We start from the raw sequence: 22,022 nt of genomic DNA, 5'->3' as shown, positions 1-22,022 counted from the left end.
GAAGATATTAAGTTCAAGAAAACGTTTTTTAATCGTTCGTTTATTAAACGCTTTTTGAGGGCTTATCACTACTAAGATTCTTTCAATAAAAAAATGACGGAAAAAGCATATTTTTGTCAAGGTGATAACTTGCTATAAGTTAACACAATAGCAAATACCTTCGAAAATTAAAGTACTTTTATTTATCAGAAATTTTGTCGTTTCATTTCTACGCACTATCTTTGCGTTCAATAAACGAACGTTTAAAAAACACTTTCCCCTATTTCGCAATCATTAATCATTAGTGACATTGTTATTATCCGCTTTGTTTCGTACTTTATCACATCCATAACAGTATTGCAGCATCTCACTTTCAAGCTAACAACAGGAGGGTTAACAGGAGGATTTCCTTTTATAATAATGTACTCGGGCACATACGCGCGCAGGCTCGTCTTTTCTTATCTTTTTTTAAAGGACTTGTTACACACACATTTTATTATCTATATAGGGTAGCCCCCCTACCCTATACCTACATTTGTGTGTGTAACATGATATTAAAAAAATATGTGTTTTTAGAAGGAAATATGATGTGAAGTGGATACATGTGAAGTGGATGCATGCGGCGGCGACACTCAGCAAGATCGCCATATTCGGAAAGATACGAAACTTGAGCCATAGAATAACAATATATGTAACGGGTGATAAGAAGTAATGTAATGCGGCATTACATTACTTCTTATCACCCGTTACATATATTGGCATTTTCTTTACAAACTCATCAGCTCAAAGAAAAAGAGGGAATCTGTATCTTGTGAAAAAAGATATTATCTTAAAGATCTTTGTTTTTTAAATAAGCCGTGCAAAAATATAGGCAAAAAAGACGGATTTCAGCAAGCAAATAATTTTTTATTGTATCTTTGCGCTTAATTATGAGACGCATTCTATTAACATCCATATTGCTATTCGTATTGGGACTGCTGACGGCACAAGCACAGCGCATGCTCAATACCCTGGATAACCGTGATCCAAACGGCAACCAGATAGATCCATCCAGACAACCGGACAGTTTGGATACCGGTGTCGACGTACAAAGTATTCCGCCCAAACTCTACATGTGGCGGTTAAGCGAAACATTAGGCAACCGGACCATCATACCTGCCGATACCGCCAACCTGAACTTCCAGAATACTAACTTGGGAACAGGCATGACGGGACAATACAACACTTTAGGAAACCTTGGTTCCCCCCGCCTGTCACGCATCTTCTTCGACCGGACAAGCGAAGAACCGACCATATTCATGGCGCCATTCTCCAGCTTCTTCGTCCATCCCGACCAGATGCTGTTCACCAACAGCAATGTTCCGTATACCAACCTGACTTACTACAAGGCAGGAAACAAAATCAGCGGCGAAGAACGGTTCAAATCTTACTTCTCCGTCAACGTGAACAAGCGCCTTGCTTTCGGCTTCAAGTTCGACTACCTGTATGGACGCGGATATTACACCAACCAGTCTACTTCACATTTCAATGCCGGCATATTCGGAAGCTATATCGGCGAACGCTACCAGTTGCAAGCCGTATACAATAACTTCTGTCTGAAGATGAACGAAAACGGCGGTATAACGAATGATGGTTATATCACCCGCCCCGACACGATGGCCGAAGGTAAGAAACAGTATGAATCTACAACCATTCCCGTGAACATGGAACAGGCTTCCAACCGGAACAAAGATTTCTATGTCTACCTTACACAACGTTACCGGATGGGATTCACACGAAAGGTCATGAAGGAACAATCCGACTCGAATGTCCCCCAGCAAGACTTTGCTGCATCCAACGCCACCATGCCTACAAGGAAGCAGCAACCTTCGCTTGCTTCGGACAGCCTGAACATGCCGCCCGCACTGACCGCCGACAGCCTCTTGACGGACAGCCTTATGCAAGTGAATAATATCCGGCAAGACAGCATCAAGAATAGTGCTACCCTCGCAGATAATGGCAACCTCGTTGAAGAGTTTGTGCCGGTCACCAGTTTCATCCATACGTTCAAAGTGGAGCGCTTGCGCCACCGTTTCCAAGCTGTAGAGAGTCCGAATGCGAATGCCAATTACAACAAATTCGGTGTCAGTCGCGACTCGACTACCGCATTCAGCGTAAAGAATGTATTCGGTATCGCCCTGTTGGAGGGATTCAACAAGTATGCCAAAGCCGGACTGACCGCCTATCTATCCCATAAGTTCAGCCGGTATGACTTGATGAATCAGGACTCCATAACTACAGACCGCTTCACCGAACAGGAAATATACGTCGGAGGCGAACTTGCCAAACGACAAGGAAAAACCCTGCACTACTCTGTAGATGGCGAGATAGGCATCATGGACAAGGCCTTAGGACAATTTCAGGTAAACGGAAACATGGACCTGAACTTCCGCCTCTGGAAAGATACGGTCAATCTCATGGTTAGGGGATTCGTGAAGAACACGTTGCCTTCCTTCTATATGCGACATTATCACTCCAACCAGTTCATCTGGGATAACAACGATATGGAAAAAGAATTTCGCACCCGTGTGGAAGGCGAACTGAACATCGACCGATGGGGCACCAACCTCCGTGCCGGTGTAGAAAACATAAAGAACTACACGTACTTCAATCAAAATGCCGTTCCGGCACAATATAGTGGAAACATACAGGTCATTTCCGCCATACTGAACCAGAACTTCCGTATCGGCATTTTCCATCTGGACAATGAAGTGGTATGGCAGCAATCGAGCGATGAAACCCTTCTGCCGCTGCCCAAACTTTCGCTATACTCCAACTTCTACATATTGACCAAGTTGGCAAAGAAAGTGCTTACCGTGCAAGTGGGTGCCGATGTTCGTTACTTTACCAAATATCATGCTCCTGCCTATACGCCTGCCATCCAGCAGTTTCATCTGCAACCGGACGATGACCAGGTGGAAATCGGAGGCTATCCGATAGTCAATATCTATGCGAATATACATTTGAAACGTACGCGGCTTTTTGCCATGTACTCCCACGTAAATCAGGGTATGGGAACACGCAACTCTTTCCTTGTCCCCCACTACCCTATCAATCCAAGTCTTCTCAGGGTCGGCGTATCATGGAATTTTTATGATTAACTCCCTATATATGTGCATGTAAATGAGAATACCGACAACGAGAATCCTGAAATATGCGGCGATGGGCGTCATAGCAGCCTGTATAGCCACTCTCTTTCTCAAGAAAGAGAAGCCGAAAGGGCATCCGCGTGATTATGCGGAAATTGCCGACCAGCAGGTCATCCGTGCTGCTACGGAATACAATTCCATCAGCTTTCATGTAGACGGAGACACTTTGGCAGGTTTTCATTATGAACTGATAGAAGCATTTGCCCGCAACCGCGGCTGGAAAGCAACGATAATCCCTGAAATGAGTTTCAGCAAGCGACTTGAAGGATTGGCAGAAGGGAGATTTGATGTGATTGCCTATAGTATTCCGGCAACCAGCGAATTGAAAGATTCACTGTTGCTCACCACTCCCATCGTACTGAACAAGCAGGTTCTCGTACAGCGAAAAGCAACTTCACCCTCCGACTCCCTGTTTGTCAGAAACCAACTGGACCTGGCAGGCAAAACCTTGCACGTAGTGAAAGGGGCACCTTCCATCCTTCGCATTCATAACTTGGGGAATGAAATAGGTGACACCATATATATTAAAGAAATAGACAAGTACGGTCCGGAACAACTGATTGCTCTCGTTGCCCACGGAGACATCGATTATGCCGTATGTGATGAAAGCATTGCCCGTGCCGTAGCCAAAGACCTCCCCCAAATAGATATCAAAACGGATATCAGTTTCACGCAATTCTATTCATGGGCAGTCAGCAAGCAATCTCCCGCCTTGCTGGATAGCCTGAACGCCTGGCTCCAGACTTTCCGCACCAGCAAGGAGTTCAAAGAGATTTACCGCAAATATTATAATTAACTCAAGTTTCGCTTGCGAAACTTAAATTTCTCTCAACCAAGCCTCTGACGATGCGTCGCTCGGCATTCGCCAGTCGCCACGAGGACTAATGGAGATGCTACCTACTTTCGGTCCGTCGGGCAGGCAGGAACGCTTGAATTGCTGGTTGAAGAAACGACGGAAGAAGGTCCGCAACCATTTCTTGATGGTCTCTTCATCGTATACTCCCTTAAAAGTTTGGGCAGCAAGGAAGAATATCTTGGAAGGCCGGAAACCGCAACGCAAGAAGTAGTAGAGGAAAAAATCGTGCAACTCATACGGTCCGACCAAGTCTTCCGTTATCTGCTTGATGTTTCCGTTTTCATCTGCCGGAATAAGTTCCGGACTGATCGGAGTATCCACGATATCGAGCAGCGTAGCGCGAGAGGAATCATCCACATCATGTTCCGCAACCCACTTCACCAGATGTTTGACCAAAGTCTTGGGCACACTTCCATTGACCCCGTACATGGACATATGGTCGCCGTTGTAAGTAGCCCATCCCAATGCCAACTCAGATAAGTCGCCCGTACCGATTACCATTCCGTTAGTCTGATTGGCAATGTCCATCAATATTTGCGTACGTTCCCGCGCCTGAGAATTCTCATAGACCACATCATGGACATTCACGTCATGCCCGATATCTTTGAAGTGCTGGATGCATGCTTCCTTAATGCTGACCTCACGGACGGTTATCCCCAAAGATTCCATCAAATCCACAGCATTTGTATGTGTTCGGTCAGTAGTTCCGAATCCCGGCATAGTAACACCGATGATCCCCTTACGCGACCATCCCAGTTTATCGAACGTCTTGACGCATACCAGCAATGCCAATGTAGAATCCAGTCCACCGGAAATTCCGACCACTGCACTTTGTGCATGAGTGTGTACCAACCGTTGCGCCAGTCCGGCCACTTGTATAGAGAAGATCTCTTCGCAACGTTCATCCAATTCAGCTCCCTGCGGAACAAACGGATGCGGATCGAAAGTACGTGTCAGTTCCAGCTCTTTGACATTCACATATTCCGTAGAAACGCGCATGGCTTCCCTGGGTACACAATGTGTCCGGCAAGCTGTAAAAGTTGTATTCACACGACGCTCGGAACGAATATATTCCACGTCAATCTCACTGATCACCACTTGCCCTTCCAATGAGAAACGTTTGCTGGAAGCCAACTTGTTTCCATTCTCAAAAATCAGACCGTTCCCGGCAAATACCACATCCGTAGTAGATTCTCCAAAACCACACGAACTGAATACGTAACCGGCAATGCAACGTGCCGACTGCTGGCTGATCAACGAACACAGATAATTATGTTTACCTATACATTCATTATCCGCCGAGAGATTGAACACAATCTCAGCCCCTTGCATCGCCAATGAAGAACTGGGAGGAATGGGAGCCCACAAGTCTTCGCAGATTTCGATGCCGAATGTCGTGTTTGCCATCTCAAAGAGCAGGTCTGCCCTCATGGGCACCACTTGGCCGCAAAGGCGCACACTCGTCTCCGTCACACATGCAGCTGAAGTGAACCAGCGCTTTTCATAGAATTCCTTGTAATTGGGAAGATAAGTCTTAGGCACTACTCCCAGCACTTTTCCTTTCTGAATGACAACAGCCGTATTCAGCAACATGCCATTCAATGCCACCGGCAAACCCAATATGGCAATGATGTCCAGCTGCCTCGTATTGTTGATAATCTGCATCAACTCCATTTCTGCCTCTTCGAGCAGCAATTGCTGGGCAAACAAGTCGCCACATGTATATCCTGTAATACACAGCTCCGGGAATGCGATGATTTGTACACCTTTACCCTCGGCAATGATAATTTCCTTTTCTATTTCCCTGGCGTTGAACTTACAGTCCGCCACCTTAACACGGGGCACAGCCGCCGCAACTCTCACATATCCGTAATTCATAAGGATTCATTTATAATATTCGAGGCAAAAATACGCTATTTATCCATAAAACACAAAATTATAATTCCTTTCCCGCGGACATGTTCCTGATTTATCCGCATTTAAGTGACAAAGTATGCGGTTCCATCCTGTTCAACTACCAAAAAAAAGCAGAAAATCTTTTGGAGAAATAAAAGAAGTATCTATCTTTGCAAGGGAAATAAAAATGTAATTATTACAAGTTTGTATTAAAAGGATTATGGAAAAAGTAGTTGAACGATTGCAAGAGCATCATATAAAACCTTCGGTGCAGCGTATAGCCATCATGAAATATCTCATGGAGCATCACACGCACCCTACGGTAGATGAGATATATACTGCACTGTCGCCAACTATCCCTACGCTCTCAAAAACTACCGTGTACAATACACTGAAAATTCTAACGGAAGAAGGAGCTGCACAGACCCTGACTATTGATGAGCGTAATACATGCTACGATGCCGATACGACCCCGCACGCCCATTTTCTCTGTAAGTATTGTGGTAAAATCTATGATTTGGCATACGACAATGCCATAAAGAAAGTGGGTGACATGAAAATGGATGGACACGAAATACAAGAATTACATTTTTATTATAAAGGAATATGTAAACAATGTAAGGCAGATCAGGAACAAGATATGACTAACATAATACAATAATAACAAACGATTTACTAATTTATTAAAATCAAAAAGAAAATGAAAAAATTTAGATGTACAGTATGCGGTTACGTACATGAAGGTGATGCCGCTCCCGAAAAATGCCCGTTGTGTAAAGCTCCTGCAAGCAAGTTCGTAGAAGTAGAAGAAACTGCAGAAGGCGGTGCTCTGACTTTCGCTGACGAACATGTTATCGGCGTTGCCAAAGGCTGCGACGAAGAAATGATCAAAGACCTGAACAATCACTTCATGGGTGAATGTACAGAAGTTGGTATGTACTTGGCTATGAGCCGTCAGGCTGATCGCGAAGGTTATCCTGAAGTAGCAGAGGCTTTCAAACGTTATGCATGGGAAGAAGCTGAACACGCTTCCAAATTCGCTGAACTGCTGGGTGACTGCGTATGGGATACAAAGACTAACCTCGAAAAGAGAATGAATGCAGAATCAGGTGCTTGCGAGGATAAGAAGCGTATCGCAACCCGTGCCAAAGCCCTGAATCTGGATGCTATCCATGACACTGTTCATGAAATGGCTAAGGATGAAGCTCGTCACGGTAAAGGCTTCGAAGGTCTGTATAACCGCTATTTCAAGAAATAATTGCTTTGAAAGAATTACAGTTAAAAGGGAGGGGATGTTAATCCTCTCTCTTTTTTTATGAAAATGAGAGTGTCATAATGTCTCCATTAAAAGAAGAAGGTGTGTCATAATGCCCGAATTGAAAGAATCACCCCTGTCACAAATAGCTGTAGCAGAGGTGATTTTCTTTAAAAAGGCATTTTGACACACCTTCTTTTCTCAAAAAAGGAGTTTTGATACACCCTTAAATATTTTAACTTGGGCATAAACACCCTCTTCATTTTTAGAACCGCATTCCTAAAGTAAATATTACTTGGCTATGCGTATTCGTCACTTCCGTTTTGTTCAGATACTCATCGTCAAAGGCATAAAAATCAGACTTATAAGCACTGTACTGATAGGCCAAGTCTACATAAAGCATTGAGCCCCGATAACCGATACCTAACGTATAGTTACTTTTCGACTTCGCATTGGCATAATCCGTATCCGTCATAACTGAATTTAACGGCAAATCCTTGTATGCCCCATCTTTGTAAGCAGCCGAACTGTAGTTGTATCCGGCACGCAAAGCAAACTCCGGAATCACTTTGTATTCAGCGCCTATACGGAAAGTGCTTACGCCCTTCAACATCTCTTTTATCGTAGAATTTTCATACCTCATTTCATCTCCTTCCGGATAATAAAGACGCGAACTTGAATAATCCTGATATTCATATTCGGCACCAAGCGCCAGATTCTTTCCTACCGTATAGCCTAAACTCAAATTATACTTCCACGGAGTACGGAGCTCATAATCATAAGACATATCCTTATTATTCAGAAAGTCGTAGCTATCTACGGTAGTTTCATAAAACTTTGTCTCACCTTCTGTATTCTCTCTATAAATACCGGATTTAAGCAAAACATTAGTCGCTAATGTCAACTTATAGAACGTAGGAGTATGTATTGCAAGGCCAATACGCAGGGGAGAAGTCTCTACAGGACGTATAATGGCTCCGAACTTCACATCAAATCCTGTCCCATCTATTCTTGTCCAACTATCCAAATCATAATATTCATTTGTACTGTAGTCTTCACTATAAAGGAAACTCTTGGTGTAGTTCAGATCATAAGCTCCTACGGTCATACCTAAATATACCCGATCGTTAAAATTGAATGAGATATTGAAATCATATTGGTCAACTCCACCCGCCTCACGCGACTTAGCCTTGCTGTAAGGCTGCGGAAGATAAGCTTTAAAACCGGTTATATGTCCGTCGTTAAGAATAGGATTATAAAGATAACCTTCCCATCCTAATGCAGCCAGCCATCCCACATTGTTGTTGTCAAAGACATTACCATTTGCACTCACATCGTCAATATTACACCCATAGTCCAACATCCTTCCTGCCTGAGATGCCATCTGATAAGTTTGCGAAACCACATCTCCACCAGGGGTAAGATTTATCAGACCTTCCATCGAGGTCATCTTGTTGAACGATTTGGCACGATGATAGTTGAATCCAAAGTTGACATAACGCAAGACGGTCTGATTACCTATCTTATTGGAGAGTACAAAACCGGCATTATCCAGTTGCCAACGGTTCTTGTCTGAATTAAACGTATTTCCACCATACTTACTTTCCGTTCCAATGGATGAAAAACCAAATGAAACAGTAGCATCATTACTACGATAGATACCTATACCGGCAGGATTCGTTGCAATGGTAGAGATATCGCCCCCCAATGCTCCCATAGCACCACCCATACCAACAAAGCGGGCCGTTCCATTCAAGTCCTTTTCTGTCATCTTTGTGACATCATATATAGTCTGCGCATTCATCCCTGCCGAAACAAGTAAGGAAAAAATGGCCAAAATCATTTTTCTATTCATAATCAATATCCTTTTGATTCAAAATTACTACACTTTCATGCCTAATATTTATCTTCTTCCGCCACTGCTTCTGCTGGAAGAACCGCCTCCGCCACTACTTGAGCGAGAATAACTACTACCACCAGAAGAATAGCTGCCGGAGCGTGAACTGCTGCCGGAAGAATAGCTGCTACTGGAAGAACGAGAGTTACTGGAAGAACGGTTATAATCATAAGAACGGCTGCTGGAACGGGTACTCGTACCACTATCGTAACTACGTGGGGCGGACGAACTGCCACGGTTGTATGTCGAAGCACTACGGGTACTGCTGCTACGAGTCGTCGTTCCGGAAGAGCGCACCGTACTGCTTCCACGATTGCTGCCACTACGTACGCTTTCCACACTACTGTTGTATGAAGAACTGCTACGGGTACTGCTTGGACGGGTATAGGTAGAACGGCGTGACGAAGCCGCATCTGTTCGCGTACTCATTCCCGGACGCTCTGACGAAGAACGAGTGCCTACCACACGGCGGGTTGAACTTGTGGCGGAACTTCTTCTGGTTTCTCCACTCGTAGTTCCTGAACTACGCCGCACTTGAGAATTGCCTATAGTCCCAGAAGAACGTCGGGAACCGGATGTTGTTCCTGCTATGCGATTGCCAGAAGATATGCGGTCACCATACGAACGTCGGTCGGTATATACACGACTTCCCCCCCAGTGATTATTACCCCAATAATGTCCGGGATACCAGCCTCCCGCATAGTAATGATGATGGTGATGATGATGTCCCCATCCCCAACTCCAGCCACCATAGAAGCCGCCCCAACCATAATAAGGATATCCCCATCCCCAACCGTAGGAATTATAACGCCAATCCCACCACAAACAATTGGAGAAAGTGGGGAAAGCATACGCATATAATCCGTCAGTGTAAATGTTCCAGTCCCATGAATTCAGTCCGTAGACAACATCCCAATAATAAGGACTACTGATACTTATGGCATAGCGTGGATTGCGGAATCGCACGATACGCATCGCATACTCGTAATCATCGTCCGAACCGTTGAAACCGTTCACCCATTCGCCTTCGGTATCGGGCACCGCCTTTTCTCGGATAAACAAAGTATCGTCTTCCATAACAAAATCATTCTCACGCGCACTGTAGCGACGGTTATATTCATCTACATCGCGTGTGTTGCCTTTACGGTCCTGTACTACAACAGTGGTATTTCCTGACGAGGTGTAGACTGTAGTCGGCGCATTTGATCTCACTACAATCTCTTCAGCCGGAGTAGCAGTTACGGACTTCTTCTCCTGCTTTTTTTCCTTCTTGTTCTTGGAAGGAACATAATAGAGATCATCGTCTATGTTCTGCGCTGTAACCATCCAAGGAAGGCACAGGGCAAAAAGAGATAAAAAAACAATCTTTTTCATTATTAGGTGTATTTATTCAGGTTTTATACTAATCTATTTTTATCACACCACAAAGATAGCAAGGGGATTTTTCCTTCTTAGAAGAATTTCCCGAAATTATTATAGGGTATTCCCTAAATACACTATCTTTGCGCAATGCTAAACAAATATACAAAGGATCCGATTCATCAAACGAAAAAGTTCTTTGTATTTAACAATAATATTATATTCCGATGAAATATTTAGAATTTAGATTCCGCACCTCTCCCTGCACAGAAACGGCAAATGATATTCTTGCCGCCGTATTGGGTGATGCCGGCTTTGAAAGTTTTGTTGAACAAGAAGATGGTATTGCTGCCTACATACAGAAAGATTTGTATAACGAAACCACCGTCAAGGCAAGCATTGAAGAGTTTCCTCTGCCTGACACGAAGATCGAATACACTTTTGCAGAGGCTGAAGACAAAGACTGGAATGAGGAATGGGAAAAGAATTTTTTCCAGCCGATCGTGATTGGAGATCGCTGTGTCATTCATAGTACTTTCCACCATGATGTTCCCCAAGCAGAATATGACATTGTCATCAATCCGCAAATGGCCTTTGGAACGGGGCATCATGAAACTACCAGCCTCATTATTGCCGAATTGTTGGAAAGTAACCTCAAAGGTAAATCATTACTCGACATGGGATGCGGCACTTCCATCCTTGCCATTCTTGCCCGCATGCGTGGTGCGACACCTTGCACCGCTATTGACATTGATGAATGGTGTGTACGTAATTCGTTGGAAAACATCGAGCTGAACCATGTAGACAACATTTCCGTATTTCAAGGAGATGCTTCTTCACTGGAAGGACAAGGACCATTCGATGTAATCATTGCCAACATCAACCGGAATATCCTGCTGAACGACATGAAACAGTATGTACGTTGTATGCAGCCTGGAGCAGAGCTCTTCATGAGTGGTTTCTACGTAGATGACATTCCTATGATCCAGGCCGAAGCCGAACGCAACGGTTTGCAATTCGTGCATCATCAAGAGAAGAACAGATGGGCCGCAGTGAAGTTCAGGCTTTAAAGACAGCCCACATCCTGCATTAAAATGTTAAACTTGATTACTTTCATCGTATATTTCGACTTAGGACAAGGAAAAGACTACGTCTATCACGGAAAAACTATTTTTCGGGGAATACACAACTCGGAAGATATACTTCAGCTATCCATACGACAAGTATAGGATGGATTGAAGGTAAAGCAGAAAGAAGAGCGATTTGCGCTAAGCCTATTTTTGTCTTAGCGCAATGTCATTCCAAGAAGTTCATCCAATGTACCATTGAATACATTCAAGTCAACCTCCTCGTTAATACCGGTAACGCGTCCTGCATCTGTATGCTGCCAAAAACGCCAGGCACCTTCGTACTTCACAGAATCTACGTAGTAGTGCGCAATCCAATAAGGATAAGCATTGAATATCGAATCGTTGAGATAACGGGTCTTAAACTTATAGGAAGTATATAAAATCGGCTTCACGCCATAGTGTTCCTCTATACGATCGAGCCAAGTCTTAACAGCAACTTTTAAATCTTCAGGAGTACTTTTACCTATATTTTCCACATCCAGTACAGGAGGCAGATCACCTGCTGTCAGTTGAACAGTCCGAATAAAAAAATCAGCCTGTTTATTGGGATCCGTTTTAGGAGAAAAGAAGTGATAAGCACCACGGATGAAACCGTAACGGCGCGCCTGATCGAAGTTGAAAGGAAAAGCATCATCACTATGATCACCCCCTTCGGTAGCCTTCATAAAAACGAAATGTAAGGGAAAATCGGATGTCTTATGCGAAATCAATTGCATCCAATCCACGCTGCCTTGATGATGGGAAATATCAATGCCATGCACATTATAACCGAAAGGCATACAAACCCCATACCCTTTCCGCCCCTCACAGGGCTTCCAGCGATAGGCATACGGACGGACAAAAAACCAATAAAAAAAGGCGGAAAATACGACTACGATGCAAACTGAAATTATAGTACGCAACCATACAGGCATAACACCTCCTTTACCCTTCTTTTTACCACGGTGTGCCGCAGAGCGGGAAGGAGCAGATTTACGATGAGGAGGAGTTTTACGAGTTTTCCGGTCTGCCATAGATGATAAAAGTAAGAAAAGAAAGGGCGGAACCACTCCCGCCCTTCACTCTACATTTTAAACGATTTATTTTGCTTGTTCCAATTGCAAGGTCTTCGTCGGCTGGTCACAAACTTCTGTAGGTCCGAAGTACTGGATAGGTCCCGGATATACATAAGCCGTTTCAATGGCCCACTGGTCGCGCTGAGCGGCAAATGCCTTAAACGGAGCACCATCCAGTTTAACCAAAGCTTTCTGAATAACCGGTTTCATTTCACCATGACGACGTTCCATGTTCATCATCATCGTGATGGGCACACCGCCTGCAATCCATTCCTCAGCCGGAGCAGTCGTATTGCGTACGGAAGACATATAGCCGGTCTTGCCGTTAGCAATCAAAGAAGCAGCTGTATATCCCAATGAATAGCAGTAGTCGGCATCGTAGTTTGAAGGAGCTGCACAACGTCCTTCATAACCGAAGAAGTGGTGTTGAGAAGCGAACTTACCTACAAACTTACCTTCTTCTTTCCATGCAGCCAACTTGACAGCTACCATTTCGGACAACAGTTTCTCTGTTTCAATAAGAGAAACCTGTACATTTCCGTGCGGGTCACGATCCAGCGTCAACTGACGTGCAACGCCTTCCGGCAAGCTGGCGTAGATAGCTGAATTTTCCGGAGAAAGTTTGCGGATGATATAGTCACGCTGATGCGATTTCTTGATCTGAGCAAATTCCTCTGCATTAGCAGCAAGGAAGTCGTTCAACTCGGCAATCAAGCGCTTCATGGCAGGAATGAACTCAATCAAACCTTCGGGAATAAGCACCGTACCGAAATTGTTACCTTGTGCTGCACGATTGGCTACTACCTGAGCGATAGAAGTCACTACATCATCCAGAGACATATCTTTTGCTTCAACTTCTTCTGATACGATACAGACATTGGGCTGTACCTGCAAAGCACATTCCAATGCGATATGAGAAGCAGAACGTCCCATCAGTTTGATGAAATGCCAGTATTTGCGAGCAGAATTACAGTCACGCTGAATGTTACCGATAACTTCCGAATAAACCTTGCAAGCCGTATCGAAACCGAAAGATGTCTCAATCATTTCATTCTTCAAGTCGCCGTCGATAGTTTTCGGACAACCGATCACCTGTATACCACAATTCTTTGCTGCATAATACTCTGCCAACACACAAGCATTGGTATTGGAATCGTCACCACCAATGATGACCAGTGCCTTGATATCAAGTTGTTTCAAGATTTCCAGACCTTTTTCGAACTGTTCTACCTTCTCCAGTTTCGTACGGCCGGAACCGATGATGTCAAAACCACCCGTATTGCGGTATTCATCGATGATATCAGCTGTCAGCTCCATGTAGTTGTGATCAACCAAGCCGCCGGGACCAAGGATAAAACCATAAAGTTTGCTATCCTTATTCAACTTCTTGATTCCATCGAAGATACCGGAAATTACATTATGACCACCAGGAGCCTGACCTCCTGAAAGGATAACACCTACGTTGATAGCAGGAAAATCAACCACTTCGTCAGTAGCCTCAAACTTAATCAAAGGCATTCCGTACGTGTTGGGGAACAATTTTTGAATAGCTTCCTGATCGGCTACAGATTGAGTAGCCTCACCGGCTACAACCTTAACAGCACCTTTCAGCGCTTTCGGAAGTTTGGGCTGATAAGCAGCCCTTGCAATTTGCAATGCACTTTTTGTCATTTTATTTAAGTTATTTAAAGGTATTAATTAGAATTTCGTTCAAAAGCGTGGCAAATTTCGTGTTTTTTTCTGAATTATGAAAGGATGCATACATCAAAAAAAGTACGGAATATTGGTTTATACCATAAAAAGTACTTATCTTTACCGAAAATATTTTAATTCATTTATTTAAATAGTAAAAATTATGGCAAAAAGAAGACTACTTAAGAAATACGTCGATCATGCGATGCAAGAATTAACCTTCGATATCATAGTAAGCTATACGTTTATGAGCGAAGAGAACAAAGAAGCTGCTAAGAATATCATAATCGAAGTAGCACGTACACGAAACGAATTCATCAGTCGAATCAGCCACACAGAGCCTGGAAATGTAAAAGGTTTTTATAAAAAATTCCACAAAGACTTCAACAAGAAAATAAGCGAATTCGAGGATAGCCTCAGCAAACTGATGTAAATACAGGGAATGAAAAAAGCAATATACGGCTTTATCTTTTATCGCATCTTAGGATGGAAGACTAATGTGACGGTGCCGAATTATGACAAATGCGTAATATGTGCGGCACCTCACACTTCGAATTGGGATTTATTTATCGGTAAATTGTTTTACGGTGCTATGGGGCGGAAAGCTTGTTTCATGATGAAAAAAGAATGGTTTTTCTTCCCGTTAGGATTGATATTCAAGTCCATAGGAGGAATACCGGTAAATCGGGGACGTAAATCGTCGTTGGTAGATCAAATGGCCGAAAGATTTGCGAATAGCAAAAGATTCCAGCTTGCCATCACGCCGGAAGGAACCCGTAAAGCTAATCCTGAGTGGAAAAAAGGTTTCTATTTTATTGCTCTGAAAGCGCAGGTACCCATCGTCCTGATAGGGGTTGATTATAGAACCAAAACCATCACTGCCACAAAAGCGATTATGCCTTCGGGAGATCTGGAAAAGGAGATGCGCGAGGTAAAGCTCTATTATAAGGATTTCGAGGGAAAGAACCCGAAAAATTTTGCTTTGGGAGAGATATAGGAAAATCACAGTTTTTTCCATATCAGAACTATACCCTCTCAATACCATCAACGTGTTTTCTCCATGTTTGTCCATGCTTTATAGAGCATAGACAAAACATGGAGCGGACATGAAGTGAATATGGAGTATGGAGTGGATATAAAGAAACTACAGAGACCGACCCTTTGAAATCTTAACCCGATAAATCTTTGCCCTATGCGTGTAACGTTACTACAGACAGACATTGTTTGGGAGAACAGACAGGAAAACCTGCTCCTGCTCCGCAAGAAACTGGAAACACTCCGCGGAGAAACAGAGATTGTAGTCTTGCCCGAAACCTTCTCTACCGGTTTCAGCATGAACAGCTGCCAACTGGCCGAACCCATCAACGGCAACACCCTCACTACTCTGCGGCAATGGGCTACCGAATTTCAGTTTGCCATTGCAGGAAGCTACATCGCTTGCAGCGAAGAAAACGACGATCACGCTGCACACATCAAACCTTGCTACAACCGCGCCTTTTTTCTGACTCCCGAGGGAGACGCATACTATTGCGACAAGCGCCACCTCTTCCGCATGGGGAAAGAGACGGAACACTTCTGCGCAGGAGACCGACGGACAATCATTTCCTATCGGGGATGGAACATCCTTCTGCTTGTCTGCTACGACCTGCGGTTCCCCGTCTGGAGCCGCAATGTAAACAACGAATATGACCTGCTGATCTATGTAGCCAACTGGCCCGTTCCGCGCCGCCGAGTGTGGGATGTCCTGTTGCAGGCACGTGCACTCGAGAACATCTGCTACGTGTGCGGCGTGAACCGTGTCGGCACCGACGGCAACGAGATAACATACAACGGAGGCAGTGTGGCCTACTCGCCTAAGGGTGAGCTTCTAACCTGTGTACCGGATGGGGAAGAGGGTTCCGCCACCGCTTCGCTCGACCTGTCCGCACTACGGAATTTCAGACAGAAGTTTCCTGCATGGAAGGATGCGGAAAGCTTTCTGATCAAACACTAACCACTTAACATTCTTAAATTCATGGAACAGATGAAAACTAAACGGCGTATCACCGATACACTATTCTTTTTTTTACTGGGCATTGCCCTTCTGACTTCCTGTACAAGCGGTCAAAAAGACATTGTTCCCTCTGCCGAATACGCCTCTTACGTGAATGCATACACCGGGGGCGTCATCTCGCAAACATCAAACATCCGCATCGAGCTGGCGCAAGACCAGCCTATGGTGGACCTGAACAACGAACTGAAAGAGAACCCCTTCAGCTTCTCTCCCTCGTTGAAGGGGAAAGCCTATTGGGTCAACAACAATACCATCGAATTTATCCCCGAAGCAGGCCGACTGAAACCGGGGCAATTCTACGAAGGGACTTTCCAACTGGGCAGATTCGTAGAAGTGGAAGGCCGACTGAAAGAGTTCAAGTTCTCGTTCAGGGTGCAGGAGCATGACTTTTCCTTCCACGTCGAACCGCCGATGACTACCGGCCGCGGCAACCGCTCCGAACAGATGGACCTCAAAGGAGAGATACGCTTCAGCAATGCGGCCAAGAAGGAAGAAGTAGAGAAGATGCTGACTGCCGGAAACGGGAAAGGGGAAAACCATCCTGTAACCGTCACACCGACGGACAATCCGGCATGCTACAGTTTTGAGATCGTCGGCGTTCCCCGCAAAGAGGCGGACTACCAACTGGAAATAAAAGCAGACGGCAGTCCGGCAGGCATTGACCGGAAGCAGATCGAAAGCATACTGATTCCCGCCAAAGAGAGTTTCCGCTTCCTCGCCGCCCGGCGTATTGAGGAGCCGGAGAACGGGATAGAAATCGTATTTTCCGATCCGGTATCTGTCACACAAGACCTGAAGGGACTGATCGAAATTCCCGAAATCTCCAACTCCATCTTCCAGGTAGAGGACAACAGAGTGCGTGTCTACTTCGAAGCCAACCAACTGGACAAGCTGACCTTGAAGATACACGAAGGAGTGCAAAACGACAAGGGGAAACCGCTCGGCACCTCCCACTCCATCTCGTTCAGCGAGCTGAGCCTGAAGCCGCAAGTAGAGATGTCGACCTCCGCAGCCATCCTGCCCGACTCCAAAAACCTGATTATCCCCTTCCGGGCCGTCAACCTGTATGCTGTGGACCTGAGCGTCATACGCATCTTCGAGAGCAACATACTGACGTTCATGCAGAACAATACCCTCTCATCCGCCAATGAGCTTCGCCGTTCCGGACGACTGGTCTACAAGAACACGCTCTGGCTGAACAAGGACAACACGAAAGACGTGCACCGTTGGGAAGACTACTCCATCGACTTGTCCGGCCTCATCCGGCAGGAACCGGGAGCCATCTACCGCGTTGTGCTCTCCTTCCGTCAGGAATATTCGGCATACCCATGCGGCGGAGCAGAGAACAGGAAGATGAGCTTCGCAGACAAGAACAGCAGCGAAGGACTGGTGAAGGTCAGCGGAAACAGCATCACAGACGAGAACGAGGCGGAATGGGACATTCCCGAAACCTACTTCTACTACAACGGCGGCATCCGGATGGACTGGAGCCAATATGACTGGAGAGAGCGGAACAATCCCTGCCATCCCTCCTACTACCTCTCCGACCACTCTGCGTCGTGCAATGTATTCGCCTCGAACGTAGGCATGATCGTGAAACGAAACTCCCTGAACAAGCTATGGATTGCCGTAAGCAACATCCTGGACACGCGGCCGATAGAGAAGGCAAAAGTAACCGCCTACAACTTCCAGTTGCAAGCCATCGGAACGGGCGAGACCGACGGGGAAGGCTTTGTTGAAATCGCCCCGAAAGGCGTGCCCTTCATTGTCGTTGCCGAAGTGGACAAGCAGAAAGCCTACGTCCGCGTGGCAGACGGCGAAGAGCAGTCCGTCAGCCGCTTCGATGTAGGCGGAAAAGAGATACAGAAGGGACTGAAAGGGTTCATCTATGGCGAAAGAGGGGTCTGGCGACCGGGAGATACGCTTCACGTAGCTTTCATCCTGGAAGACCGGGAGAAGCGGATTCCCGACAAGCACCCCGTCTCGCTGGAGCTTTACAACCCAAGAGGCCAATTCCATACGAAACAGATTTCCACGCAGGGCCTGAACGGGTTCTACACATTTGACATTCCCACCCATGCCGAAGACCCCACGGGAGTGTGGAACGCCTACGTCAAAGTGGGCGGAACAGCCTTTCACAAGAGCCTGCGCATAGAGACCGTCAAGCCGAACAGGCTGAAAATAACTCTGAAGATGCCCGGAGACATCATCCACGCATCAAGGAAGGTCATGCCTGCCAAGCTCTACTCCACCTGGCTGACAGGCGCCACGGCAGCCAAGTTGAAGACCAAGGTAGAGATGTCCTTATCAAAAGTGAACACGCAATTCAAGAACTACAGCCAATACACGTTCAACAATCCCGCCACCGAGTTCACCACCGTGAAGAGCGACGTGTTCAACGGCACACTCGATGCGGAAGGCAAGGCAGCTTTCCTCCTCAAGCTGCCCGCCGCCACCCATGCCCCCGGCATGCTGAACGCCACACTGACCACCCGCGTGTTCGAGCCTGGAGGGGATGCCAGCATCTACACGCAGACCGTCCCCTACTCCCCCTTCCCGTCCTACGTCGGCATCAACCTGAACCAGCCGAAAGGCAAGTACATAGAGACGGACAAGGACCATCTCTTCGACGTGGTCACAGTGAATGCGGCAGGAGAACTGACCGACCGTTCCAACTTGGAGTATAAAATCTACCGCATCTCCTGGAGCTGGTGGTGGGAGAACCGCGACGAATCCTTCGGCACCTACATCAACAGCAGTTCCATTACCCCCGTAGCCAAGGGCCGCATCCGGACCACGGGCGGGAAGGCGACTTTCAAGTTCCGGGTTAACTACCCCGACTGGGGACGCTACCTGATCTACGTGAAAGACACAGAGAGCGGACACGCCACCGGCGGAACCATCTACGTGGACTGGCCCGACTGGCGCGGACGCTCGAACAAGAGCGACCCCAGCGGCATCAAGATGCTGGCGTTCTCGCTGGACAAAGAGACGTACGAGATAGGCGAAACCGTGACTGCCATTCTTCCCGCAGCCGCAGGAGGACGCGCACTGGTATCCGTGGAGAACGGTTCGACGGTGTTGCAACGCGAGTGGATAGAAGTCTCCAGCCAACAGGACACGAAATACACCTTCAAGGTGACGCCCGAAATGACACCCAACGTCTACCTGCACATCAGCCTGCTGCAACCGCACGCACAAACAGTCAACGACCTGCCCATACGCATGTATGGAGTGGTACCGGTGCCGGTGAATAACCGTCAGACCCTCCTGCAACCGCAAATCAGCATGCCGGACGTGCTGCGTCCGGAGACCGACTTCACCGTCACCGTCAGCGAAAAGAGCGGCAAACCGATGACCTATACACTGGCGGTGGTAGACGACGGTCTGCTCGACCTGACCAACTTCAAGACGCCCGACCCTTGGAACGAGTTCTACGCCCGCGAAGCCCTGGGCATCCGCACCTGGGACATGTACGACAATGTGCTCGGAGCCTCGGCAGGGCGCTATAGCTCCCTGTTCAGCACGGGCGGCGACGAGACCCTGAAACCTGCCGACGCCAAGGCGAACCGCTTCAAGCCGGTGGTCAAGTTCATCGGTCCCTTCCACTTGGGCAAAGGAAAGCAGAAGACACATACGTTGCGACTGCCCATGTACGTCGGGTCGGTACGCACGATGGTTATTGCCGGACAGGACGGAGCGTATGGGAAGGCTGAGAAAAGCTCCTTCGTACGCACGCCGCTGATGCTTCTCTCCACCCTGCCGCGTGTGCTCGGCACACAGGAGGAGATCACGGTTCCGGTGAACGTCTTTGCCATGGAGAAAGAGGTGAAAGAGGTGACGGTATCCATCCAGGCCGACGGCGGCGGGATAGAGGTCATGGGGAACAAGCAACAGACCATATCCTTTGCCCAGCCCGGCGACCAACTCACCCTCTTCCGCATCCGCACCAGCGGCAAGACCGGAAAGGCCGTCATCCGGCTGACAGCCGCAGGAGGCGGAAAGCAGACCAAGGAGACCATCGAGATAGAGGTGCGCAATCCCAATCCGGCAGTCACCCTGCGGACAGCCAAGTGGCTGGAGAGCGGCGAGAGCACGACCCTCCCCTACACCCTGCACAACGCCTCTCCGGCAGGCAGCCGCCTGTGGCTGGAGGTATCGCGCATACCGTCCGTAGACTTCAGCCGCAGGTTCGACTTCCTCTTCGACTATCAGCACCACTGCACGGAGCAGCTGACGTCCAAGGCCTTGCCCCTGCTGTTCATCGACCGGCTCAAGGAGACGGACGGCGAGGAGGCGGAGACGATCAAGACCAACGTACAGGAAGGCATCCGGCAGATCTACTCCCGCCAGCTTCCGAACGGGGGCTTCGCCTACTGGCCGGGCAATGCCGTGGCGGACGAGTGGGTCACTTCCTACGCAGGCATGTTCCTCGTGCTGGCTCAGGAGAAGGGCTACGCCGTCCATCCGAATGTATTGGAGAAGTGGAAACGGTTCCAGCGCGCAGCCGCCCAGAACTGGCGGATGCCGGAGCAGGAAGACGGCTGGACACGTTGGCAATCGGCGCTGCAACAATCCTACAGACTATACACATTGGCTCTGGCAGGCGTTCCTGAACCGGGAGCCATGAACCGGATGAAGGAACAGCCCCAGTTGCCGTTGCAAGCCCGCTGGAGACTGGCGGCGGCATACGCGCTGACGGGCAAGACCAAAGCGGCTGAAGAGTTAGTGTTCAACATAGAGACCACCATCGCGCCCTACGCCTCGCAAAACACCGTCTACGGCTCGTCCGAGCGGGACGAAGCCATGATACTGGAGACGCTGCTCCTGATGCACAGGAACGATGCCGCGCTGCAACAGGCCCGGAAAGTGTCGCGCAATCTGGCAGACGAGGAGGGATTCAACACGCAGTCCACGGCATTCGCGCTGATGGCTATGGGACGCCTGGCAGAGCAGCTTTCGGGCGCGCTGGACTTCACCTGGAGCCGGAACGGGAAACAACAGCCCGCTGTAAAATCCGCCAAGGCGATGTGGAGCAAATCGCTCGATACGACACCGACAGCAGGAGACATCACGGTGAAGAACCAAGGCAAAGGCACCCTCAGCGTGGACGTCGTGACCCGCACGCAACTGCTCAACGACACCCTGCCGGAGATGGCCCAAAACCTGCGCATGGACGTGAAGTACACGAACATGAACGGTGCCGACCTCTCCGTAGAAGACATCCGGCAGGGCACGGACTTCATGGCAGTCATCACCGTGGGCAACACCAGCGGAACCACAGCATACAGCAACCTGGCACTGACGCACATCATCCCCTCCGGATGGGAGATTTACAACGAGCGTTTCATCGCCTCCGAAGCCGCCTCCGCCGATGCAACCGGACAGTCGGACGCCCGCGGCAACCGCAATTCCGGACAACCGGACATCCGCGACAACCGCCCCTTCACCTACCAGGACATCCGCGACGACCGCATACTGACCTACTTCGACCTGCAGCGCGGCGAGCTGAAGCGGTTCACCGTCAGGCTGCAAGCCACGTATGCCGGACGCTTCGTCCTGCCTGCCATCCAGTGTGAAGCCATGTACGACGCCTCCGTACAGGCACGTACGCGGGCGGGACAGACAACCGTCAGCCGCGACTGAACACATTTGAACGGGA

General features: G+C 47.7%; 14 protein-coding genes. 9 read left to right on the top strand and 5 right to left on the bottom strand.

The window, feature by feature from the left end:
• Window positions 1-908 precede the first annotated feature (908 nt).
• Both QZ323_RS05505 and QZ323_RS05500 read left to right on the top strand, forming a co-directional pair.
• Window positions 909-3,119, top strand: coding sequence for a putative porin (locus tag QZ323_RS05505; RefSeq protein WP_294633482.1), 2,211 nt, complete (start codon window positions 909-911; stop codon window positions 3,117-3,119).
• 28 nt (window positions 3,120-3,147) lie between these two features.
• On the top strand, window positions 3,148-3,963 hold the full coding sequence (locus QZ323_RS05500) for a transporter substrate-binding domain-containing protein (RefSeq protein ID WP_294633505.1): 816 nt from the start codon (window positions 3,148-3,150) through the stop codon (window positions 3,961-3,963).
• A gap of 21 nt (window positions 3,964-3,984) precedes the next feature.
• On the opposite strand, the gene QZ323_RS05495 is transcribed toward QZ323_RS05500, so the two are convergent.
• Window positions 3,985-5,901, bottom strand: coding sequence for an NAD(+) synthase (locus QZ323_RS05495; protein WP_294633480.1), 1,917 nt, complete (start codon window positions 5,899-5,901; stop codon window positions 3,985-3,987).
• Between the two features lie 238 nt (window positions 5,902-6,139).
• Between QZ323_RS05495 and QZ323_RS05490 the strand changes: the two genes are divergently transcribed.
• Both QZ323_RS05490 and QZ323_RS05485 read left to right on the top strand, forming a co-directional pair.
• Entirely contained in the window at window positions 6,140-6,580 is a 441-nt protein-coding gene (locus QZ323_RS05490; protein WP_294633478.1) for a Fur family transcriptional regulator, read from the top strand.
• Between the two features lie 39 nt (window positions 6,581-6,619).
• Window positions 6,620-7,177 carry an NADH peroxidase gene (locus tag QZ323_RS05485; protein ID WP_294633477.1) on the top strand — a complete coding sequence of 186 codons (558 nt, stop codon included), beginning with the start codon at window positions 6,620-6,622 and terminating at the stop codon, window positions 7,175-7,177.
• A 262-nt stretch (window positions 7,178-7,439) separates the two neighbouring features.
• Here QZ323_RS05485 and QZ323_RS05480 read toward each other — a convergent pair whose 3' ends face one another.
• Together QZ323_RS05480 and QZ323_RS05475 are read right to left on the bottom strand one after the other, a co-directional pair.
• Window positions 7,440-9,029 (bottom strand): TonB-dependent receptor, encoded by a 1,590-nt coding sequence (locus QZ323_RS05480; RefSeq protein ID WP_294633476.1) that lies wholly within the window; start codon window positions 9,027-9,029, stop codon window positions 7,440-7,442.
• 48 nt (window positions 9,030-9,077) lie between these two features.
• A complete protein-coding gene (locus QZ323_RS05475; protein WP_294633475.1) occupies window positions 9,078-10,445 on the bottom strand; it encodes a hypothetical protein in 1,368 nt (455 codons plus the stop codon).
• 212 nt (window positions 10,446-10,657) lie between these two features.
• On the opposite strand from QZ323_RS05475, the gene prmA reads away from it, so the two are divergent.
• Window positions 10,658-11,500 carry a 50S ribosomal protein L11 methyltransferase gene (prmA, locus tag QZ323_RS05470; RefSeq protein ID WP_294633474.1) on the top strand — a complete coding sequence of 281 codons (843 nt, stop codon included), beginning with the start codon at window positions 10,658-10,660 and terminating at the stop codon, window positions 11,498-11,500.
• Window positions 11,501-11,715: 215 nt separating this feature from the next.
• Here the strand turns inward: prmA and QZ323_RS05465 are convergent, their stop codons facing one another.
• Both QZ323_RS05465 and QZ323_RS05460 read right to left on the bottom strand, forming a co-directional pair.
• On the bottom strand, window positions 11,716-12,474 hold the full coding sequence (locus QZ323_RS05465; protein WP_294633503.1) for a glycoside hydrolase family 25 protein: 759 nt from the start codon (window positions 12,472-12,474) through the stop codon (window positions 11,716-11,718).
• A gap of 165 nt (window positions 12,475-12,639) precedes the next feature.
• Window positions 12,640-14,286: a diphosphate--fructose-6-phosphate 1-phosphotransferase gene (locus tag QZ323_RS05460; RefSeq protein WP_294633472.1), complete on the bottom strand. Its 1,647-nt coding sequence runs from the start codon at window positions 14,284-14,286 to the stop codon at window positions 12,640-12,642.
• Between the two features lie 184 nt (window positions 14,287-14,470).
• On the opposite strand from QZ323_RS05460, the gene QZ323_RS05455 reads away from it, so the two are divergent.
• From QZ323_RS05455 to QZ323_RS05440, 4 genes are all read left to right on the top strand, one after another.
• A complete protein-coding gene (locus QZ323_RS05455) occupies window positions 14,471-14,740 on the top strand; it encodes a hypothetical protein (protein ID WP_294633471.1) in 270 nt (89 codons plus the stop codon).
• Between the two features lie 9 nt (window positions 14,741-14,749).
• Window positions 14,750-15,304: a 1-acyl-sn-glycerol-3-phosphate acyltransferase gene (locus tag QZ323_RS05450; protein WP_294633468.1), complete on the top strand. Its 555-nt coding sequence runs from the start codon at window positions 14,750-14,752 to the stop codon at window positions 15,302-15,304.
• Window positions 15,305-15,499: 195 nt separating this feature from the next.
• Window positions 15,500-16,300: an amidohydrolase gene (locus tag QZ323_RS05445; protein ID WP_294633466.1), complete on the top strand. Its 801-nt coding sequence runs from the start codon at window positions 15,500-15,502 to the stop codon at window positions 16,298-16,300.
• Between the two features lie 21 nt (window positions 16,301-16,321).
• The gene (locus QZ323_RS05440) at window positions 16,322-22,006 is read left to right on the top strand and encodes an MG2 domain-containing protein (protein ID WP_294633464.1); all 5,685 of its coding nucleotides are present in this window, start codon (window positions 16,322-16,324) and stop codon (window positions 22,004-22,006) included.
• Window positions 22,007-22,022 lie beyond the last annotated feature (16 nt).

Source organism: uncultured Bacteroides sp., assembly GCF_910585845.1.
GTDB lineage: Bacteria > Bacteroidota > Bacteroidia > Bacteroidales > Bacteroidaceae > Bacteroides.
Note: the sequence above shows the minus strand (reverse complement) of the source record. Positions and strands in the feature narration are given on the sequence as shown.